Raw genomic sequence first — 17,905 nt, forward strand, 5'->3', positions numbered from 1 at the left:
GCGAGCATGGGGATCTCTGCCGTCAGTGCCGTTGTGTCTATGAAAGCCATTGTTCCTGTTGCCTGGGTTTTGATCGGCCTGTTGAGTGCCTTCCAAATGGGAGGCGTTGCCGTGGCGGCTCCAACGCAGGAAAAACCGGCCGACAGTGCCACGAAGAACGCGCCGAAAAAAACCGCAGCGGCCAAGAAGCCTTCCCCTAAAAAGGTGACTGCGGCGAAGAAAAAGCGCGCGCCCGTCGCTTCCAAGAGCAAATCCGCCCATGAAGTCGCCAAGACCCCATTGCCGCCGGCCAAGCTGGACTTGAGCCTGCCCCGTGACATGGTCGAGGAACTGCAGCCACCGGGTAAGGTGCAGCCGCCCAAGCGTGAACCGCTCTTGCCGTCAATGTTTGGAGATAAGCCCGGACCGTTCCAGCTCAACGGCCGGTTGCTGAGCAACGAAATGCAACTGCCATTGCGCAATCAGGAGCGCAATGAGGTGGAAGGTGCGGCACTGGAGTTTGAATTCAAGCAGTAGGCCTCTCACAGGCGTGCCGCTCGTCACTGACCGTTCGGTCATTTCGCCAAGGGCAAAAAAACACGCAGACGGTAATTTAAAACGAGTGTTTTAGCCGTTACTCTGTGTTCTGTTATTCATCATTACCTGTCGCGAGGATGTGGTTGTCGTGAAATGCCGTGAAGGCTGTGGTGCCTGTTGCATCGCCCCCTCTATCAGTTCGCCTATCCCTGGGATGCCCCAAGGCAAGCCTGCGGGAGAACGGTGCGTGCAATTGTCCGTCGATAACCTGTGCCAGATCTTCGGCCAGTCGGAGCGCCCGGCGGTATGCTCGGCGTTCGAAGCCGACATCGAGGTGTGCGGCGACAGCAGTGAAGAGGCCATCCGCTTGATCGGTTGGTGGGAGCAAGTCACGGCAGCGTGATGGGGCAATGAACGGATCCGAAATGAACGAACTTGGACAATAAGGAAAACACTATGGGTTCGCTGCATCGTATGGCTGTGTTGTGTGGGTTGACCGTGTTGCTGGCAACGGCCACCGCTCAGGCAGAGGATTGGCAGGTTGCCAAGGAGAAGGACGGCATCAAGGTTTCCCTCAGTGAAGTAGCGGGCTCCGAGTACAAGGCTTATCGCGGCGTGACAGTGATGAAAACCACCATGGCCAAGCTGCGCAGCTTGCAAGAGGACGTAGCGGGCGCCTGCGCCTGGATTCATGAATGCAAGAGCCAGAAACTGCTCAAGCACGAAGGCGACAAGAGCTGGACTTACACCCAATTCAACACGCCATGGCCGGTGACGCCCCGGGACTCGGTGCTGAAAGTCACGACCGAGGAGGGCGCCGATGGCAGCTTGACCCGCAAGCTCGAGGGCTTACCTGGGTACTTGCCAGAGGAGAAGGGTTTTGTGCGTGTGACCAAGGTCGAGGGTTTCTGGAAGTTCATTCCCAAGGACGGCCAGGTCGAAGTGACCTATCAAGTCCATACCGAGCCGGGTGGTAGCGTACCGTCCATGGTGGCCAACAAGTTCGTGGTGGATGCGCCGTTCAATACATTGAAAGCGTTGAAAGAGCTCGCTGAAAAATAAACAGTATTCGCTGATGAAAAGACCGCCCTCGAGGCGGTCTTTTCATGTGTGCCGTCCGAGCACCCAGCGGAACGATTGTTCCACCGCCAATGTCGAGATAGAGGTAAGCCCGGCCCTGAATTGATCAAGGAGACACTGATGCAAAAGTGGGAAATCACTTTCATTGACGATCACGGTGAAACCACCGTCGAGCAGTTCGACTATGACCAGAAGCCCACCATGGAGCAGGCTGCCCAACTGATTCGCGAAAGGTTGCTTCCAGTGCTCAACAAGCTGGATATGAACGACTTGGAGAACCGCACCGAAGACCCGACGGTCAAGAATCTCAAGTCCCAGAACAGTATCGAAATCGTCAGCATTACACCCATTTCATGAAACCTTGCCAGGTCTCGCTTGGCAGTGGCCATCACTTGCGGCTACTCTGCAATTGAGATCAGCGAAAGGATCGCCAAGGTCCGGTCTTGTCAGCTACATGCTTGTGTCCCGACGGTCATTTGATGCCGTATCGCTTGCAGCCTACGGGCTTCACGCACGGGAAGACGGAAAGTCTATCCATCGGTTTTAGGAGGACGTTTCATGAGCACAGCCTATCAAGAAGACATCAGCACCAGCGTATTGCGCCGCATGAAAGAAGGCGGTTTCGATTTTTCCCGATTCCATCCCATTGAGTTCTACGCCATTTTCCCGGACGAGGAGCGGGCGCGCAGGGCGGCAGGTCATTTTCGGGGAGAGTCGTTGAACGCGCAGATCAGTGCACGGGACGACGGGGCTTGGTCATTGGAACTGAGCCGGGTGATGTACGCCACTTACGATGATATTGGCGACTTCGAGCAAGACTTCGAGGCCGTCGTCGAACCTTTGGGTGGTGTGATCGAAGGGTGGGGCGTCAAGCAAGAGATCCGGCGCCTGCAGGCCTGACAATCACTTACCGCAACCACAGCAACGGCTGACCTTTGTGTCGGCCGTTTTCATGTCTGCTAGCCGCCAATAAACTCCTGTGGGAGCCGAGCTTGCTCGCGATGACGGTGGGCCAGCTTGCATCCATGTTGAATGTGCCGACGCCATCGCGAGCAAGCTCGGCTCCCACAGGGGGGCTCACCGATAATCCATTGTGGGAGCGAGCTTGCTCGCGATGGCGGCCGCAAACCAACATCACTTTCCCGCTGATTCATCACCATCCTTCTCCAGGTTTTGTACCTAACTGTATCGAGACCAAGCCGCGTCGTTTTTCCGTGACTATGCTCATGAAAGCGACGCCCCTGCGTCGCAATGAAGCGGGGGGCAGCGGGTTGGGGGATTTGCCGCACCATAAAAGTGCGTCGCCTGTGAGTGGAGAATCCAACCCGTTGATCATAAAGCGTTTATGCCGATGGCACGGGGCTTGCGAAGCTTGCTGCCAGGGTGACAAGGAGTACGGCATGATCCGCAGCGGTTTTGATGAAATGTATGACGCCGACGGCCAGGTCCGGCCGCACTACCAGGCGTTTGCCCGCTGGTTGGCCGACACGCCTGACGAGCTGCTGGCGCAACGCAGGCGCGAAGCCGACCTGTTGTTTCATCGTGCCGGCATTACGTTCACGCTGTACGGCGACGAGCAGGGGACCGAGCGCCTGATTCCGTTCGACACGATCCCGCGTAGCATTCCGGCCAGCGAATGGCGGGTGGTGGAGCGCGGCTGCATCCAGCGGGTCAAGGCGCTGAACATGTTCCTGGCCGACCTCTACCACGAACAACGGATCATCCGCGCCGGCATCATTCCCGCCGAGCAGGTGCTGGCCAACGAGCAATACCAACTGGCGATGCAGGGGCTGGACCTGCACCGTGACATCTATGCGCACATTTGCGGTGTTGACCTGGTGCGCGACGGTGACGGTACGTACTACGTGCTCGAAGACAATCTTCGTACGCCCAGCGGTGTCAGCTACATGCTCGAAGACCGCAAGATGATGATGCGCCTGTTCCCCGAACTGTTCGCCGCCCAGCGCATCGCCCCCATTGACCATTATCCGAACCTGCTGCTCGACACCCTGAAAAGCTCCAGCCCACTGGACGACCCCAGCGTCGTGGTGCTGACGCCGGGGCGTTTCAACAGCGCGTTCTTCGAGCACGCGTTCCTCGCCCGGGAAATGGGCGTGGAATTGGTGGAAGGCGCCGACCTGTTCGTGCGGGATGACAAAGTGTTCATGCGCACCACCGACGGCCCGAAAGCGGTTGATGTGATCTACCGTCGCCTCGACGATGCGTTCCTCGATCCCCTGGCCTTCAATCCGGATTCGATGCTCGGCGTACCGGGTCTGTTGTGCTCCTACCGTTCCGGCAACGTGGTGCTGGCCAATGCCATCGGCACAGGTGTAGCAGACGACAAATCGGTGTACCCGTTCGTCACCGACATGATCCGTTTTTACCTGGACGAAGAGCCGATCCTGAAGAACGTTCCTACCTGGCAGTGCCGTAATCCCGCTGAACTTTCCCACGTACTGGCGAACCTTCCCGACCTGGTGGTCAAGGAAACCCAGGGTTCCGGCGGTTATGGGATGCTGGTGGGGCCAGCCGCGACCACGGCGCAGATCGATGCCTTTCGCGAGCGGATCAAGGCCAAGCCGCACGCCTACATCGCCCAGCCGACGTTGTCGCTCTCGACCTGCCCGACCTTTGTCGAAAATGGCATCGCCCCGCGCCACATCGACTTGCGTCCGTTCGTGCTGGCCGGCCGCGAGACCCGCGTGGTCCCTGGCGGGCTGACACGGGTGGCGCTGCGCGAGGGCTCCCTGGTGGTGAACTCATCCCAGGGCGGTGGTACCAAGGACACTTGGGTGGTCGAGGATTGAGGAGCTGCCATGCTGAGTAGAACCGCCTCGGACCTGTACTGGATGTCGCGCTACCTGGAGCGGGCGGAAAACCTCGCGCGGATGCTCGACGTGAGCTATTCGTTGTCGTTGATGCCCCAGGACGGGCGTGGCGACGGCCTGCACGAACTGGCCATGCCATTGCTGATCACCGGCACGCTGGACGATTACCGGGAGCGACACGGCGATCTGCACGCCGAGCGCCTGCTGCATTTCTTTGCCCTGGAAGCGGCCAACCCGGCCAGCATCTACAGTTGCCTGGGCTCCGCGCGAGCCAGTGCCCACGCGGTACGTGGGCGAATCACCGCCGACATGTGGGAAAACATCAATGCCACTTGGCTGGAAATTCGCGGTATCGCCGAGCAAGGCTTGAATCGCTACGGCATGAGCCGTTTCTGCGAGTGGATCAAGGAGCGCTCGCACCTGTTTCGCGGCGCAACCTACGGCACCATCATGCGGAACGACGCGTTCCGGTTCATTCGCCTGGGGACCTTTATCGAACGGGCCGACAACACCCTGCGCTTGCTCGATGCGCGCTACGAAATGGCCGGTGACCAGGCCGACGCGGTCAGCGATGGCACGGCTCACGCGTACTACCAATGGAGCGCCTTGTTGCGGGCCTTGTCGTCCTTCGAGGCCTACACCGAGATCTACCGTGAGGCCCCGGGCGCTCGCCATGTGGCGGAGTTGCTGCTGTTGCGCGCCGACGTGCCGCGCTCGCTGCGCGCCTGCACTGAAGAAATCAACCAGATCCTCGCCAGCCTGCCGGGCACCAACGGCCGGCAGGCACAACGGCTGGCGGCGGAAATGGACGCACGCCTGCGCTACACCGGCATCAACGAAATCCTCGACGGGGGCCTGCATGCCTGGCTCACCGAATTCATCCCACTGGTCCGTGAACTGGGCAATGCCATTCACAGTTCCTACCTGGAGGTCATATGAGACTCTCGATCAGCCACGAAACGGCCTACCACTATGAAGACCAGGTTCGCGCCAGCATCCAATATCTGCGCCTGACGCCCCACGACAGCGAACGCCAGCACGTGCTGAGCTGGCAGCTTGATTTGCCACGGCCAGTGCGGGCGCAACTGGATCCGTTCGGAAACATCCTGCACGTACTGACCCTGGATGAGCCCCACGAAACGGTGATCATCGGCGCCCGCGGGCAGGTGGATATCGATCCGTCGCGCGAAGCCGAACATGAAAGCCAGTCGGCGCTGCCGTTCCTGCGTTTCACCCGGCTGACCGAGGCGGACGAGGCTCTCCGAACCTTCGCCGCGCAGCAATGCCAGCAGCGTCGCGATCGCACGGCGCTGATCGACCTGATGCTGGGGCTGAACCAGCACATGATCTATACCCCTGGCACGACGGCAATCGAGACCAGCGCGGCCCAGGCTTTTGCCGGTCGTAGCGGGGTGTGCCAGGACCATACCCACGCCTTCCTAGCCTGCGCGCGTAGCCTGGGCGTGCCGGCGCGTTATGTGTCGGGGTATCTGTTCAGCGAAGAAAGCGAACACCTGGCGAGCCATGCCTGGGCAGAAGCCTGGCTGGACGACGCCTGGTACAGCTTTGACGTGACCAACCAACTGGCCCGTCCGGAGCGGCACCTGAAACTGGCCGTGGGCCTGGATTACCTGGACGCCTGCCCGGTGCGAGGCATGCGCCGCGGCGGCGGTTGCGAGCAGATGCACGCCAAGCTGGTGGTGACAGCGGCGCCGGTGATCACGGTGCAACAACAATGATCATCTAATGAGCGAGCTTCTGTGGCGAGGGAGCTTGCTCCCGCTCGAGTGCGAAGCGCTCGCAAGCTTTATAAGGGCTGCTACGCAGCCCAGCGGGAGCAAGCTCCCTCGCCACAAAAAAGCGATCTCAAGGGGCCGCTGGCTGCTTGCGTCCCGCCATATGCTTCAAATAACCCACCAGCAAATCCAGCTCTGAGTCCGGCAGCACCGCTGTGGAGAACCCGGGCATTTTTCCCTGTGGCCAGCGTCGCAGGCCTTGCGGGTCGCGGATGTAGCGCTTGAGGAAATCCCCGGAGAAGTATTCGGTGGGGTTGAACGGAATGTTCAGGTCAGGACCGAACTGCGCATCGCCGGCGCCATTGAGCCGATGACACGCCAGGCAGTTTTTCTGAAACAGCTCGAAACCTTTATTGACCGGGTCGTCCTTGGCCAGGTTGGGCGCCGGCAGCAGGGCCGGGAAGCGCTCAGCCACGGCCGACAGGCGCTTGATGCTCGCCACCGCGTAGGGCCATTGTTCCGGGCTGATCTGACCCGCCTGCGGATCGGTCCAGACCAGATAAAAAGGCCCGGCGCTGGACTTGCCTTCCCCCAGCGACGGCCAAGGCTTGGCCGGGTCCTCGATCGCCAGCCAGGCACGGGCTCCGCTCTTGCCGAGGAGTGGCGCCGCGGGCATTTCGGCAGCGAAGCCGTCCAGGGCAACAGCTTGCAGATGGTCGTCCGGCTGGATACCCGTCAGGAGTGAAGTCAGTGGCACCGCTCGATAACTCATGGGTTTCTTGTAGGAAACGTCCTCGGCAATCTGGACCGTCCGCGCATCCGGGTGCTTGAGCAGTTCTTCGGTTTGCCAGGTGCGCGTGCTCGCGCCCAACTCCAGCACCAGTTGCGCGGCATAAAGGGGCGAGCTGAGCAGCAACGCCCCGAACACAATGAGAGCTTTCAAATCGGTCGCCTTCCATGTCGAGGGGAGCCGCGAAGGTTGGCACAGCCATCGCAGCTCGAACAGTGAACCCATCACATTTTTTGGCGATACAACGCATTGGATGATGCAGGTGCCCACGCGCAGGGTTTCAGCCAATCACCTTGGTGATATTCGGCAAAATCAACAGCAGCGTCGTGGCAAAGAGAATGAGTCCGGCTTGGCGAACTTTCGATTGTTTGAACATGGCTGACCCGCCTTTTTTGTTATTTCCTAAAAACCAGCCTGCATATCCATGACGGCTGGTGGTGCACTTCCTGTTCCGACAAGCGCCTCGGCAAAACCCGACGACTTACTTGTACAAGGATTACATTAGGGGCCGCGGCCGCCTTGGCTTAGATCCAATTCGTATCAGCTTTTAGCTCGTGGCTATAAAAATGATATGAGGCGGATTGCCACCTTCCTGCTGGGCCTTTTGCTAGACAGCTTGCCCTCCTGAAACGGTTAACCCGATAGCTCGCTACCGTTCGTCTGAGCGTGGTCGTCAACGTCATTGAGCGCTGTGGTCATTGAATCCGGCGCCGCTGGGCTTATGGTTGAGGCATCGCATTACGCCCGTGGTTTCGAGGATGGTCATGACCCAAGCTTTGATTTTCGACGCATTACGCACCCCTCGCGGAAAGGGTAAGGCCGATGGTGCCTTGCACAGCGTCAAGCCGGTGAACCTGATGGGCGGCCTGCTCAGTGCCTTGCAGCAGCGTATGGACCTGGACACCAGCCAGGTCGACGACATCGTGCTCGGTTGCGTGACGCCGGTGGGCGAGCAGGGCGCCGATATCGCCAAGACGGCTGCGCTGGTGGCCGATTGGGATGTCAGTGTGGCCGGCGTGCAACTCAATCGGTTTTGCGCCTCGGGCCTGGAAGCGGTGAACCTGGCGGCCATGAAAGTGCGTTCCGGGTTCGAAGACCTGGTGGTGGCCGGCGGCGTCGAATCCATGTCCCGGGTGCCCATGGGCAGCGATGGCGGTGCGTGGGCGCTGGACCCTCAATCCAACCTGCACGGCCATTTCATACCCCAGGGCATCGGCGCCGACCTGATCGCCGCCCTGGAAGGCTTCAGCCGCGAGGATGTCGACGGTTATGCACTGCATTCCCAGCAAAAAGCCGCGCGCGCCCGGGCTGACGGTTCGTTCGATAAATCCCTGGTTGCCGTGCGGGACCAGAATGGCATCGTGCTGCTGGACCACGACGAATTCATCCGCGCCGACTCCACGCTCGACGGCCTGGGCAAGCTCAAGCCGAGTTTCGAAGCCATGGGCCAGATGGGCTTCGATGGCACGGCGCTGCGGGTGTATAGCCATGTCGAGCGAATCAATCATGTGCACACGCCGGGCAACAGTTCCGGCATCGTCGACGGTGCGGCGCTGATGTTGATCGGTTCCGAAGCCAAGGGGCGCGCCATGGGCCTGCAACCCCGGGCGCGAATCGTCGCCACGGCCGTCACCAGCACCGACCCGACCATCATGCTCACCGGCCCGGCACCGGCCACCCGCAAGGCCCTGGCCAAGGCCGGGCTGCGGGTGGAGGACATCGACCTGTTCGAAGTCAACGAAGCTTTCGCCTCGGTGGTGCTCAAATTCATCCGGGACATGGCCATCGATCCCGCCAAGGTCAACGTCAACGGTGGCTCCATCGCCCTGGGACATCCCTTGGGAGCCACCGGCTGCGCAATCCTGGGCACGTTGCTCGACGAGTTGGAAGCGCGTCGCCTGCGCTATGGCCTGGCGACCCTCTGTGTCGGCGGCGGCATGGGCATTGCCACCGTCATCGAACGCCTCTGAGCCCGACTTCAAGGAACACCTTTCATGACCGATGCCATCCGTTACGAAACCGGCCAGGACCGGATCGTCGTCCTGACCCTGGACATGCCGGGCCAGAGCGCCAACACCATGAACGCGCGCTACCGCGAGGCCATGGCCGCTTGCGTCGCCCGTTTGAAGGCTGAAAAGGACTCGATTGCCGGTGTGATCATCACCTCGGCCAAGCACACGTTTTTTGCCGGTGGTGACCTCAACGAGCTGGTCAAGGTCGGCAAGCCCGAGGCCAAGGCTTTTTATGAAATGGTCCTGCTGCTCAAGGCGCACCTGCGTGCCTTGGAAACCCTGGGCAAGCCCGTGGTGGCGGCCATCAATGGCGCGGCCCTTGGCGGTGGCTGGGAGATCTGCCTGGCCTGCCATCATCGTGTGGCGCTGGACCTGCCATCGGTGCAGCTCGGTTTGCCGGAGGTCACCCTCGGCCTGTTGCCGGGCGGCGGCGGGGTGGTGCGGATGGTGCGCCTGCTCGGCTTGGAAAAGGCCTTGCCCTACCTGCTCGAGGGCAAGAAGGTCAATGCGCAACAAGCGCTGCAGGCGGGTTTGATCGATGAGCTGGCGAAGGATCGTGACGAACTGCTGGCCAAGGCCCGGGCCTGGATTCTCGCCAACCCCAGCGCCGTGCAACCCTGGGACGCAAAGGGCTATCGGCTGCCGGGCGGCACGCCGTCCGACCCGAAAGTCGCGCAAATGTTGGCAATCGCCCCCTCGATCCTGCGCAACAAGACCCAGGGCTGCCTGCCGGCACCGGAGAAGATCCTCTGCGCCGCGGTGGAGGGCGCCCAGGTGGATTTCGACACGGCCCACCTGATCGAAACCCGCTACTTCACCGAACTGACCACCAGCCAGGTGGCAAAGAACCTGATCGGCACCTTCTGGTTCCAGCTCAACGAGATCAAGGCCGGCGGCTCTCGCCCACAAGGTTTGGCGCCATATCTGACGAAAAAAGTCGGCGTGCTCGGTGCGGGCATGATGGGGGCAGGTATTGCTTATGTTAGCGCCGCGGCCGGCATTGCGGTGGTGCTGAAAGATGTCGATCTGGCGGCAGCCGAGAAGGGCAAGGCCCGTTCGGCGGCGTTGCTGGATAAAAAGATCGCCCGCGGACAACTCACTGCCGAGCAGCGCGAAGCCACGCTGGCGCGGATTCACCCTACCGACAGCAACGCGGACCTGGCCGGTTGCGACTTGATCATCGAAGCGGTATTTGAAGATCGAGCCCTGAAAGCCAGCGTGTCGGCCGCCGCCCAGGCAGTGTCGGGAGATGATGCGGTGATCGCTTCCAACACCTCGACCTTGCCTATCACCGGCCTGGCCATGGCCGTGCCGGACCCGACGAAGTTCATCGGCCTGCACTTCTTCAGCCCAGTGGAAAAAATGCCCCTGGTGGAGATCATCAGGGGCGCTCATACCAGTGACGCGACCTTGGCCCGGGGTTTCGATTTTGTCCTGCAGATCAACAAGACGCCGATTGTGGTCAACGACAGTCGCGGTTTCTTCACGTCGCGGGTATTCGGCACCTTTACCAGTGAAGGCATCGCCATGCTCGGCGAGGGCGTGAGCGCGCCGATGATCGAGACCGAAGCGCGCAAGGCCGGAATGCCGGTCGGACCTCTGGCGATCTCTGACGAAGTTTCCCTCGGCCTGATGAGCCATATCCGCACGCAAACCGCCAAGGACCTGCGTGCAGAAGGGAAAACGCCGACTGAGCATCCGGCGTTCGCCGTAATTGACTTGCTGCTCAACGAATACAAGCGCCCGGGCAAGTCCGCTGGCGCCGGCTTCTACGAATACCCGGCCACTGGACAAAAGTATCTGTGGCCACAGTTAAAGAGCCGCTTCGAGAAAGTCGACGGGCAGATTTCCCCGCAGGATATCCGGGATCGCCTGCTGTTCATCCAGGCCCTGGAAACCGTGCGCTGCGTGGAGGAGGGCGTACTGACCTCGACGGCCGACGCCAACGTCGGCTCGATCCTTGGCATCGGCTTTGCGGCCTGGACCGGTGGTGCGCTGCAATTCATCAACCAATACGGCCTGCCGGACTTTATCGGTCGTGCCCAGTACCTGGCCGAGCAATACGGCGAACGCTTCTCACCGCCGGCCTTGTTGTTGGAGAAAGCCGCCCGGCACGAACTGTTCTGACAAACCAGGGAAGGGGCTTGCCTTGGGACCGTGTTTCAAGGCAGGCTCTGGGGTGTGCAATATTCCCATCACGTGTCAGGTATTTTTTATGTCGCTACGCATCTGCATTCTGGAAACCGATATCCTGCGTCCTGAACTGGTCGACCAATATCAGGGTTACGGGCAGATGTTCCAGCGGCTTTTTTCACAGCAGCCCATCGCGGCCGAATTCATCGTGTACAACGTGATGGAGGGGCATTACCCCAGCGATGACGAGGCGTTCGATGCTTACCTGGTGACCGGCAGCAAGGCGGACTCCTTTGGCACCGACCCTTGGATTCAAACCCTCAAGACCTACCTGCTGGAGCGCTACCAGCGCGGCGACAAATTGCTCGGTGTGTGCTTCGGTCATCAACTGTTGGCGTTGTTGCTGGGCGGCAAGACCGAGCGCGCTACCCAAGGCTGGGGCGTTGGCACCCATCGCTACAAACTCGCCGCCAAGGCGCCGTGGATGAGCCCGGTGATGGAAGAACTGACCTTGCTGATCAGCCATCAGGACCAGGTCACCGAACTGCCCGAAAGCGCGACCGTCATCGCCTCCAGCGATTTCTGCCCCTTCGCCGCCTACCACATCAACGACCAGGTGCTGTGCTTCCAGGGCCACCCGGAGTTCATCCACGATTACTCCCGGGCCTTGCTGGAGATTCGCCAGCAACACCTCGGCGAGCAGATCTACAGCCAGGGCGTGGCAAGCCTGGCCCATGAGCACCACGGCACCACAGTGGCGGAGTGGATGATGCGTTTTGTGGCGCACAAGCCGCAGGTTGAAACCAGCCAAGCCTAAAGGTCACACGCTGAGCAGGACTTAATGTGGGAGCGAGCCTGCTCGCGATGGACGCCACACAAATCCCACCGGATGATGCTCGCCTACAACCACCCCGACCGCTTGAAACTCGCCCACAAAGCGGTGCACCCCACCCCGATGAATCCAAGCACCAGAAAATACCCATAGTGCCAGGTCAACTCCGGCATATTTTCGAAGTTCATCCCATAGATCCCGGCTACGGCTGTGGGAAACGCCAGGATCGCCGCCCAAGCGGCGAACTTGCGTTGCACCACGCTCTGGCGCGACGCTTCGAGCAGCACGCCGACTTCGATGGTCTGGCTGGCGATGTCGGCCAGGGTCGCCAGGTCTTCCATTTGCCGCGTCACGTGAATCTGCACATCGCGAAAGTACGGGCCCATGTTCTTGTCGATGAAGGGGAAGTCGAGTCGCTGCAGCTCTTCGCTGATTTCCACCATGGGGGCTGCATAGCGACGCAGGCGCAACACGTCGCGGCGCAAGCTGTGCAGGTTCTGGATATCCCGCTCGTTCAGGGAGCTGCACAACACGTTACGTTCCAGCTCGTCGATTTCGGCATGAATGGCTTCACCCACCGGCTGGTAGTTCTCAATCACGAAATCAAGGATGGCGTAGAGGACAAAATCTTCCCCATGTTTCAGTAAGAGCGGACGTGCCTCACAACGCTGTCGGACGTAGGCGTAGGACGCGGAATGACCGTTGCGAGCGGTGATGATGTAGCCCTTACCGGCAAAGATATGGGTTTCGATGAACTCCAGCTTGCCGTCCTTGCGTATTGGCGAATACGTGACGATGAACAACGCATCGCCAAAGGTCTCCAGCTTGGGGCGGCTGTGTTTTTCCATGGCGTCTTCGATCGCCAGTTCGTGCAGGTTGAATTGACGCTGCAGGTTGGTCAGCTCCAGCGTGCTGGGCTCTTCGAGACCGATCCACACAAAGTGACCCGGTTTGGCAGCCCACGTGCTGCCTTCGTCGAGGGTGATATTGGTGACTTTCTTACCGGCACTGTAAACCGCAGCGGCAACGACTCTACCCATAATGGTGGTTCACTTCTTATTGGAAAATGGCAGTGGCAGGCAGCGTTCAGCTTAACGTGCCCTGTTGCTTGAGAGTCAATGAAATCTGCGGAGTTCGGCGGTAAAAGAAAACCCGCCGTAGGGCGGGTTTTCCATTCACGCGGCTTGCAACTGCCGGTCCATGGTCGCGATGCATTCGCGCATCTGCTCGCGGCATTCGGCGATGAGCCGGGGCATGTCATCCATGCTCAATCCGGCCGTAGGAATTGCCGGCAACGAGCGTATGAGAATGTCACCGCTGCGCCAGCGATTGAGGCGCATGTGCTTGATGTAGCTGCTGACGCACACCGGAATAATCGGGACCCCAGCGGCGATTGCCATCTGGAATGCACCTTTCTTGAAGGGCAGCAGGTCCTCGCCCAGGTTGCGCGTGCCTTCCGGGAAGACCCAGATCGACGTGTCCTCATGCTGCAACGTATGAGTGGTGGTCAGCATCGATTGTCGCGCCTTGATCGCGTTGCCGCGGTCGATCAACACATTGCCCGCCAGCCAGAACAACTGCCCGAACAGCGGCACCCATTTCAGGCTCTTCTTGCCAATGCACACGGTACGGCGCGGCACCACGTTGCCGAACATGAACAGGTCATAGTTGGATTGGTGATTGGCGATGATCACGCAGCCGTTGGGCTTATTCACCAGCGTGTCGACCTGCGTCCGGACCCGCAGGCGCAAAATGCACATGGCCGGCAACGCGTACAGCCTGGCGCATAAACGACTGTTGTCCGGATTGAACGGCCGGCACAGGCCCAGAATCACCCCAAGCACACCCGCCAGGACAAAGTGCAGGCCCATCAACAACATACGCAATACAAACAGCATCTACAGGGCCCCATCGGGACAAAAGGTGGCGCAGTGTACGGACGTGCACTGTTTTCAGCAATTGCCCCTATAGAGGTAGGAAATGGACGATGTTTAAGCGCATGTTTCTAAGTAGTGCGCCAGAAGCGTCCTAGAGCGGTTGGAGATTTTTAAGCGGCCCATGTAGGAAAAAGCCCAACGCTAGGGGAGGGGCTTAAATCCGTGGCGAGGGAGCTTGCTCCCGCTGGGCTGCGCAGCAGCCCAGACCATTCCACACGGTGCATCAGGAAAAACGGCTGGCAGTTTTTTACGACTGCTGCGCAGCCGAGCGGGAGCAAGCTCCCTCGCCACAATGATGTTTGAGTGATTTGTGAGCGTCAGCCCATATGCTCCTGATCCAGCAGAATCGCACTGTCCAGCGTTTCCAGCAGCGCCTTGCGAACTTTCAGCTTGGTGTTCTTGTGGGCTGACATATTGATTTTTTTCAGCTGACGCGCTGCTTCCAGGGCTGCGCCCTGCAGCTCTTCGGCCGACACCACCTTGTCGAGGAAACCGGCATCCACGGCGCCTTGGGGATTGAACATCTCGGCGTTAATCACCGAACGGTGGAACGCCGACTTGCGCAGGCGATCACGGGCCAGTTCGATACCGGCATGGTGCATGGTCATGCCAATCTGCACTTCGTTCAGGCCAATGCTGAACGGGCCTTCAACACCAATGCGGTAATCCGCCGACAGCAGCAGGAACGCACCCTTGGCCACCGCATGCCCAGGGCAAGCGACAACGACAGGGAAGGGGTGCGACAGCAGGCGACGGGCCAGTGTCGAGCCGGCCGTGACCAGGCTCACCGCTTCCTTGGGACCGGCAGTCATCACCTTCAAATCGTAACCACCCGACAAAATCCCCGGCTGCCCGGTAATGATCACCACCGCCCGATCCGCCGTCGCCTTGTCCAGCGCTGCGTTGAACGCGGCAATCACATCCGGCGAGATGGCATTGACCTTGCCGTTGTTCAAGGTCAGGGTCGCGATACCGTCTTCGAGATGGTAGGCAATCAAGTCGCTCATGACGCTATTCCTTGTAAGAGAAGTGTCGCAGACGTTACCCACCGCCGAAGGCCAGGTAAAGCGCCGTGACTGACTCACCGGTCAGCCCCTAACCTCGCAAACAGCCTGGCCCGCCCATCCCGCCACGCCTTCCTCTATAGAGCAGTACCTACGTAGCCCCGAAGATTGGCCGGTTTGCCCTGCCCAGGCGCGTTTTAATGCCCGACGAAGCTTAACCGCATGAAAATTCTGAAAAAAACCTTTGCCATCGGAAAAGCTTTCGACTACATTAGCGCGCCTCGACAGACTGAACAGTTTAGCGAGATACGGTGAAGTGTCCGAGTGGCTTAAGGAGCACGCCTGGAAAGTGTGTATACAGGAAACTGTATCGAGAGTTCGAATCTCTCCTTCACCGCCACATTCGATACACACAAAACCCCTGGTTTCCAAGAAACCAGGGGTTTTGTGGTTTCTGCCGTCTGAAAAATACGCAAGGCGCGTGGAATATCCAGGAATAAGCACTGGCCCTGTGGGAGCGAGCTTGCTCGCGATGACGGCCATACATCCATGTGACTGATCCACCGCTATCGCGAGCAAGCTCGCACAGTGGCCTCGCCACTGAACAGCATCGGGCAACCTCACAGCAGTATCGGGCAAAGGTTTCTGGGCACACGCCGTTAAGGTTCTCTTGGAAGAGCGTCCTATCAACTGCATTGCTGTGAGAGAACATCATGACCATATGGATGAATTTGGCTTGGCGCGTCCAGGCTCTTGCCCTGTCTTTAGTGTTTGTCACGAGTAACGTCTGGGCTTCGGAACCTATTCAAAACGCCAATACGGATCTGGTCCGCCAGGCCTTCGCGAATTGGCAACAAGGCAAAGGCACGGTATTCGATCTGCTGGCGCCCAATGCGAAATGGACCGTGGCCGGGACGAGTCCTGTTTCTGGTGTCTATAACAACAAGGCTGAGCTGGCCCATGTCGTGCGGTCGATTACCGCTCGGCTGGCAACACCGATTGTCCCCACGGTGCAGAACATCGTTGCTCAGGATGATGTCGTGGTTGTGATGTGGGACGGAACAGCCACGGCGCTTGATCACAAGCCCTACAACAACACCTACCTGTGGCACATGACCTTCAAGAATGCTCAGATCATTGAAGTCACAGCCTTTCTGGACACCTACGTGCTGGACGACCTTATCCGGCGCGTAAAACCTGCACAGTAGCGGTTCGGCCGAAACAATTGCGTTGGGCTATCTTGTTGGCTGTGAAGCAGTTCGCTTTTCCGTCGTGTGCTTTTCAAAAGGTTCACTCGACTCAGAACAAAAACCGGAAAGGCATGGTCTTTGTCAGTACCCCAAGTTCGTCTCTTCCTGAGGTCACGCAATGAGTCTGATCGATTGCCCTGAATGCGCATCCCGAATTTCCGACAAGGCCTACGCCTGTCCACATTGCGGCAATCCTTTCCGGGAGCCGAGTTTCCGCCTGACCGAGAAGAACGTGGGGCAGATTGCCGGGGTAACCGGCGTCTGGCTCACCGCGCCGTGGGTCGCGCGGATGGTCTTTGGCGTGGTGGCCGTGATTGCGGTGGCGGCGGTGTTGATCTTACGGTGATCGGTCTCCGTGATCGCTGGCTTATGTCCTGGCTCATCTGGCCCAATGCTTCCGGCCAAATCGCCGGCTCGCCACAGCATGAGTCCCGCCATCGCCAATAAAATGGAGTTGTGAAAAAACACAACCAGAGTACCATCGGCTCAAAGACAAGGAAGCCCATGGATATACTCACGCCATCACGTTTTGACGACGCTGCGATTTTGTACCCCAACGACAAGGCCGGGCTTGATCGATGCCTGCGCATTCTGAGGATGGCGCGCCCCAAGGCGTTCGCCGACCTGCAAAAGCTATTCGGTACGCACGGTGTCGACTTGTTCAAGCCCAGAGCGGCAATGAACTGGGTGGTGATCGACGTAGGCGGCAATAATCTCAGGGTGATAGGCGGCGTCAACTATGCCCGGCAGAAGTTCTACGTCAAACACATCTACACGCATGCCGATTACGACGTTGCCAACAGCTGGTATGCAAGAAATAAAGGGGTAAGACGATGAGCGCAGCCCGGAACGACTTTCAAACCGTGATCGCGACGCTTGGCGAGCTACACGCCGTACTGGATCGCCTGCGCGGTGAGTTTGTGCATGGCATCAAGACCCCTGCCGACTATGCGCGTGCGACGGCCCTGCTCGATGCGCTTACCGACGGGCGCGAGCTGAGCAGGACCGAGGAGAGGATTCTCGTTGAGCTCGAGGACGAAATCCTGGCCTATCAGTGCGATTCTGACCAGTTTCGCGAATCGAATGCCGCCTTTGAGGCGAGCTGCACGCCTGTGCAGTTGATCAAGGACTTGATGGAGACGCTCGGGCTCACCGGTTCAGACCTCCCTGAAATCGGTGATAAAACGGCGGTGTCCAAGGTGCTCAATGGAGATCGGCCGATCAGTCACAAGATGGCGTACGCGCTGGCAGAGCGGTTTGCGCTGGAGCCGAGTGCTTTCTTGCCAGCGGCCTCTGCAAAGGTGGCCGCTCATATCGAAACTGTCCCTCTTCCTGTCAGTAAAACTTCCACCCATTACGTTTTGCACGAGGACGCCCTGACCGCATATTCAGTGGAAGAGGCCGGTTCCGGTGAATACAAAGTGGTGACTTCGAAGGGTCGCAGAAAGACAGCCAAAGGGCTGGACAAGGGGTAGGGCAATCATCTGCTGATCAAGGGGCGGCGTTGGTTGTCGATCCACGCGAGTTGAGGATGATCCGCACCCCCATGACCACCCCAACCAGCACAGCCGCAAGACCTGACATCTCCAGAAGTGTCGGCAGCCGATGATGAAACCACAAGCCCAGCTCAGCGTCGCGACCACGGCGAGGGCCAATCCGGTGATGAGGTTTGAGTGGGCCTGGATCATCAGGCGTGCGCCCCGGTACGTCGACTATTGCAGCCAATCCCTGAACCCTCTATAAAATCTCGCGCTGACATCGCGTTCCTCTTGACCGTTGTTGGC

Annotated in this window: 19 protein-coding genes, 1 tRNA gene and 1 pseudogene; 16 read left to right on the top strand and 5 right to left on the bottom strand. The window is 59.4% G+C overall.

Annotated elements, in window-relative coordinates; genetic code table 11:
* The first annotated feature begins 39 nt into the window (after nt 1–39).
* The 8 genes from J3P88_RS09245 to J3P88_RS09280 all read left to right on the top strand — a co-directional run bounded on the left by J3P88_RS09245 (nt 40) and on the right by J3P88_RS09280 (nt 6,166).
* On the top strand, nt 40–516 hold the full coding sequence (locus J3P88_RS09245; protein ID WP_434574798.1) for a translation initiation factor 2: 477 nt from the start codon (nt 40–42) through the stop codon (nt 514–516).
* A gap of 148 nt (nt 517–664) precedes the next feature.
* Nucleotides 665–919 carry a YkgJ family cysteine cluster protein gene (locus J3P88_RS09250; protein ID WP_186707222.1) on the top strand — a complete coding sequence of 85 codons (255 nt, stop codon included), beginning with the start codon at nt 665–667 and terminating at the stop codon, nt 917–919.
* 53 nt (nt 920–972) lie between these two features.
* Nucleotides 973–1,578 carry an START domain-containing protein gene (locus J3P88_RS09255; RefSeq protein ID WP_434574800.1) on the top strand — a complete coding sequence of 202 codons (606 nt, stop codon included), beginning with the start codon at nt 973–975 and terminating at the stop codon, nt 1,576–1,578.
* Nucleotides 1,579–1,716: 138 nt separating this feature from the next.
* Nucleotides 1,717–1,953 carry a hypothetical protein gene (locus tag J3P88_RS09260; RefSeq protein ID WP_186730199.1) on the top strand — a complete coding sequence of 79 codons (237 nt, stop codon included), beginning with the start codon at nt 1,717–1,719 and terminating at the stop codon, nt 1,951–1,953.
* 201 nt (nt 1,954–2,154) lie between these two features.
* Nucleotides 2,155–2,496, top strand: coding sequence for a ribonuclease E inhibitor RraB (locus J3P88_RS09265; protein ID WP_003179463.1), 342 nt, complete (start codon nt 2,155–2,157; stop codon nt 2,494–2,496).
* Nucleotides 2,497–2,996: 500 nt separating this feature from the next.
* Entirely contained in the window at nt 2,997–4,406 is a 1,410-nt protein-coding gene (locus J3P88_RS09270) for a circularly permuted type 2 ATP-grasp protein (protein ID WP_434574803.1), read from the top strand.
* 9 nt (nt 4,407–4,415) lie between these two features.
* Complete coding sequence (locus J3P88_RS09275; RefSeq protein WP_186707225.1) at nt 4,416–5,366, top strand: alpha-E domain-containing protein; 951 nt, start codon at nt 4,416–4,418, stop codon at nt 5,364–5,366.
* Complete coding sequence (locus tag J3P88_RS09280) at nt 5,363–6,166, top strand: transglutaminase family protein (protein ID WP_186707226.1); 804 nt, start codon at nt 5,363–5,365, stop codon at nt 6,164–6,166. Before J3P88_RS09275 ends, J3P88_RS09280 begins: the two co-directional genes overlap by 4 nt.
* A gap of 127 nt (nt 6,167–6,293) precedes the next feature.
* On the opposite strand, the gene J3P88_RS09285 is transcribed toward J3P88_RS09280, so the two are convergent.
* Nucleotides 6,294–7,106: a c-type cytochrome gene (locus J3P88_RS09285; protein ID WP_434574805.1), complete on the bottom strand. Its 813-nt coding sequence runs from the start codon at nt 7,104–7,106 to the stop codon at nt 6,294–6,296.
* A 611-nt stretch (nt 7,107–7,717) separates the two neighbouring features.
* Here J3P88_RS09285 and J3P88_RS09290 point away from each other — a divergent pair.
* The 3 genes from J3P88_RS09290 (at nt 7,718) to J3P88_RS09300 (ending at nt 11,915) form a co-directional block, all read left to right on the top strand.
* Nucleotides 7,718–8,923 carry an acetyl-CoA C-acetyltransferase gene (locus J3P88_RS09290; RefSeq protein WP_434574807.1) on the top strand — a complete coding sequence of 402 codons (1,206 nt, stop codon included), beginning with the start codon at nt 7,718–7,720 and terminating at the stop codon, nt 8,921–8,923.
* Between the two features lie 24 nt (nt 8,924–8,947).
* Entirely contained in the window at nt 8,948–11,092 is a 2,145-nt protein-coding gene (locus J3P88_RS09295; protein ID WP_434574809.1) for a 3-hydroxyacyl-CoA dehydrogenase NAD-binding domain-containing protein, read from the top strand.
* A gap of 88 nt (nt 11,093–11,180) precedes the next feature.
* Complete coding sequence (locus tag J3P88_RS09300; protein WP_186707230.1) at nt 11,181–11,915, top strand: amidotransferase; 735 nt, start codon at nt 11,181–11,183, stop codon at nt 11,913–11,915.
* 83 nt (nt 11,916–11,998) lie between these two features.
* Here the strand turns inward: J3P88_RS09300 and J3P88_RS09305 are convergent, their stop codons facing one another.
* The 3 genes from J3P88_RS09305 to J3P88_RS09315 form a co-directional block, all read right to left on the bottom strand.
* A complete protein-coding gene (locus J3P88_RS09305; RefSeq protein ID WP_434574811.1) occupies nt 11,999–12,970 on the bottom strand; it encodes a magnesium and cobalt transport protein CorA in 972 nt (323 codons plus the stop codon).
* 135 nt (nt 12,971–13,105) lie between these two features.
* Entirely contained in the window at nt 13,106–13,828 is a 723-nt protein-coding gene (locus tag J3P88_RS09310; protein ID WP_186707232.1) for a 1-acylglycerol-3-phosphate O-acyltransferase, read from the bottom strand.
* Between the two features lie 356 nt (nt 13,829–14,184).
* The gene (locus J3P88_RS09315; RefSeq protein ID WP_434574813.1) at nt 14,185–14,874 is read right to left on the bottom strand and encodes a crotonase/enoyl-CoA hydratase family protein; all 690 of its coding nucleotides are present in this window, start codon (nt 14,872–14,874) and stop codon (nt 14,185–14,187) included.
* Nucleotides 14,875–15,181: 307 nt separating this feature from the next.
* On the opposite strand from J3P88_RS09315, the gene J3P88_RS09320 reads away from it, so the two are divergent.
* From J3P88_RS09320 to J3P88_RS09340, 5 genes are all read left to right on the top strand, one after another.
* Nucleotides 15,182–15,271: transfer RNA gene (locus tag J3P88_RS09320), tRNA-Ser, on the top strand.
* A 325-nt stretch (nt 15,272–15,596) separates the two neighbouring features.
* Nucleotides 15,597–16,079: a nuclear transport factor 2 family protein gene (locus J3P88_RS09325; RefSeq protein ID WP_434576392.1), complete on the top strand. Its 483-nt coding sequence runs from the start codon at nt 15,597–15,599 to the stop codon at nt 16,077–16,079.
* A 160-nt stretch (nt 16,080–16,239) separates the two neighbouring features.
* Nucleotides 16,240–16,467: a zinc ribbon domain-containing protein gene (locus J3P88_RS09330; RefSeq protein WP_186707235.1), complete on the top strand. Its 228-nt coding sequence runs from the start codon at nt 16,240–16,242 to the stop codon at nt 16,465–16,467.
* A 158-nt stretch (nt 16,468–16,625) separates the two neighbouring features.
* On the top strand, nt 16,626–16,958 hold the full coding sequence (locus tag J3P88_RS09335) for a type II toxin-antitoxin system HigB family toxin (protein WP_434574816.1): 333 nt from the start codon (nt 16,626–16,628) through the stop codon (nt 16,956–16,958).
* On the top strand, nt 16,955–17,596 hold the full coding sequence (locus J3P88_RS09340; protein ID WP_434574818.1) for a helix-turn-helix domain-containing protein: 642 nt from the start codon (nt 16,955–16,957) through the stop codon (nt 17,594–17,596). Before J3P88_RS09335 ends, J3P88_RS09340 begins: the two co-directional genes overlap by 4 nt.
* Before the next feature lie 16 nt (nt 17,597–17,612).
* Here J3P88_RS09340 and J3P88_RS09345 read toward each other — a convergent pair.
* Nucleotides 17,613–17,747: pseudogene (locus J3P88_RS09345) on the bottom strand (DMT family transporter); the annotation flags it as partial.
* Nucleotides 17,748–17,905: the final 158 nt, after the last annotated feature.

Source organism: Pseudomonas sp. Z3-6, from assembly GCF_051131985.1.
Lineage (GTDB): Bacteria > Pseudomonadota > Gammaproteobacteria > Pseudomonadales > Pseudomonadaceae > Aquipseudomonas > Aquipseudomonas zanjanensis.

What these genes read in the sequence shown, in the direction of transcription:
- J3P88_RS09245 (WP_434574798.1), top strand. Translation starts at nt 40, where the DNA reads ATGAAAGCCATTGTTCCTGTTGCCTGGGTTTTGATCGGCCTGTTGAGT.
- J3P88_RS09255 (WP_434574800.1), top strand. Translation starts at nt 973, where the DNA reads ATGGGTTCGCTGCATCGTATGGCTGTGTTGTGTGGGTTGACCGTGTTG.
- J3P88_RS09260 (WP_186730199.1), top strand. Translation starts at nt 1,717, where the DNA reads ATGCAAAAGTGGGAAATCACTTTCATTGACGATCACGGTGAAACCACC.
- J3P88_RS09265 (WP_003179463.1), top strand. Translation starts at nt 2,155, where the DNA reads ATGAGCACAGCCTATCAAGAAGACATCAGCACCAGCGTATTGCGCCGC.
- J3P88_RS09270 (WP_434574803.1), top strand. Translation starts at nt 2,997, where the DNA reads ATGATCCGCAGCGGTTTTGATGAAATGTATGACGCCGACGGCCAGGTC.
- J3P88_RS09275 (WP_186707225.1), top strand. Translation starts at nt 4,416, where the DNA reads ATGCTGAGTAGAACCGCCTCGGACCTGTACTGGATGTCGCGCTACCTG.
- J3P88_RS09280 (WP_186707226.1), top strand. Translation starts at nt 5,363, where the DNA reads ATGAGACTCTCGATCAGCCACGAAACGGCCTACCACTATGAAGACCAG.
- J3P88_RS09290 (WP_434574807.1), top strand. Translation starts at nt 7,718, where the DNA reads ATGACCCAAGCTTTGATTTTCGACGCATTACGCACCCCTCGCGGAAAG.
- J3P88_RS09295 (WP_434574809.1), top strand. Translation starts at nt 8,948, where the DNA reads ATGACCGATGCCATCCGTTACGAAACCGGCCAGGACCGGATCGTCGTC.
- J3P88_RS09300 (WP_186707230.1), top strand. Translation starts at nt 11,181, where the DNA reads ATGTCGCTACGCATCTGCATTCTGGAAACCGATATCCTGCGTCCTGAA.
- J3P88_RS09305 (WP_434574811.1), bottom strand. Translation starts at nt 12,970, where the DNA reads ATGGGTAGAGTCGTTGCCGCTGCGGTTTACAGTGCCGGTAAGAAAGTC.
- J3P88_RS09310 (WP_186707232.1), bottom strand. Translation starts at nt 13,828, where the DNA reads ATGCTGTTTGTATTGCGTATGTTGTTGATGGGCCTGCACTTTGTCCTG.
- J3P88_RS09315 (WP_434574813.1), bottom strand. Translation starts at nt 14,874, where the DNA reads ATGAGCGACTTGATTGCCTACCATCTCGAAGACGGTATCGCGACCCTG.
- J3P88_RS09325 (WP_434576392.1), top strand. Translation starts at nt 15,597, where the DNA reads ATGAATTTGGCTTGGCGCGTCCAGGCTCTTGCCCTGTCTTTAGTGTTT.
- J3P88_RS09330 (WP_186707235.1), top strand. Translation starts at nt 16,240, where the DNA reads ATGAGTCTGATCGATTGCCCTGAATGCGCATCCCGAATTTCCGACAAG.
- J3P88_RS09335 (WP_434574816.1), top strand. Translation starts at nt 16,626, where the DNA reads ATGGATATACTCACGCCATCACGTTTTGACGACGCTGCGATTTTGTAC.
- J3P88_RS09340 (WP_434574818.1), top strand. Translation starts at nt 16,955, where the DNA reads ATGAGCGCAGCCCGGAACGACTTTCAAACCGTGATCGCGACGCTTGGC.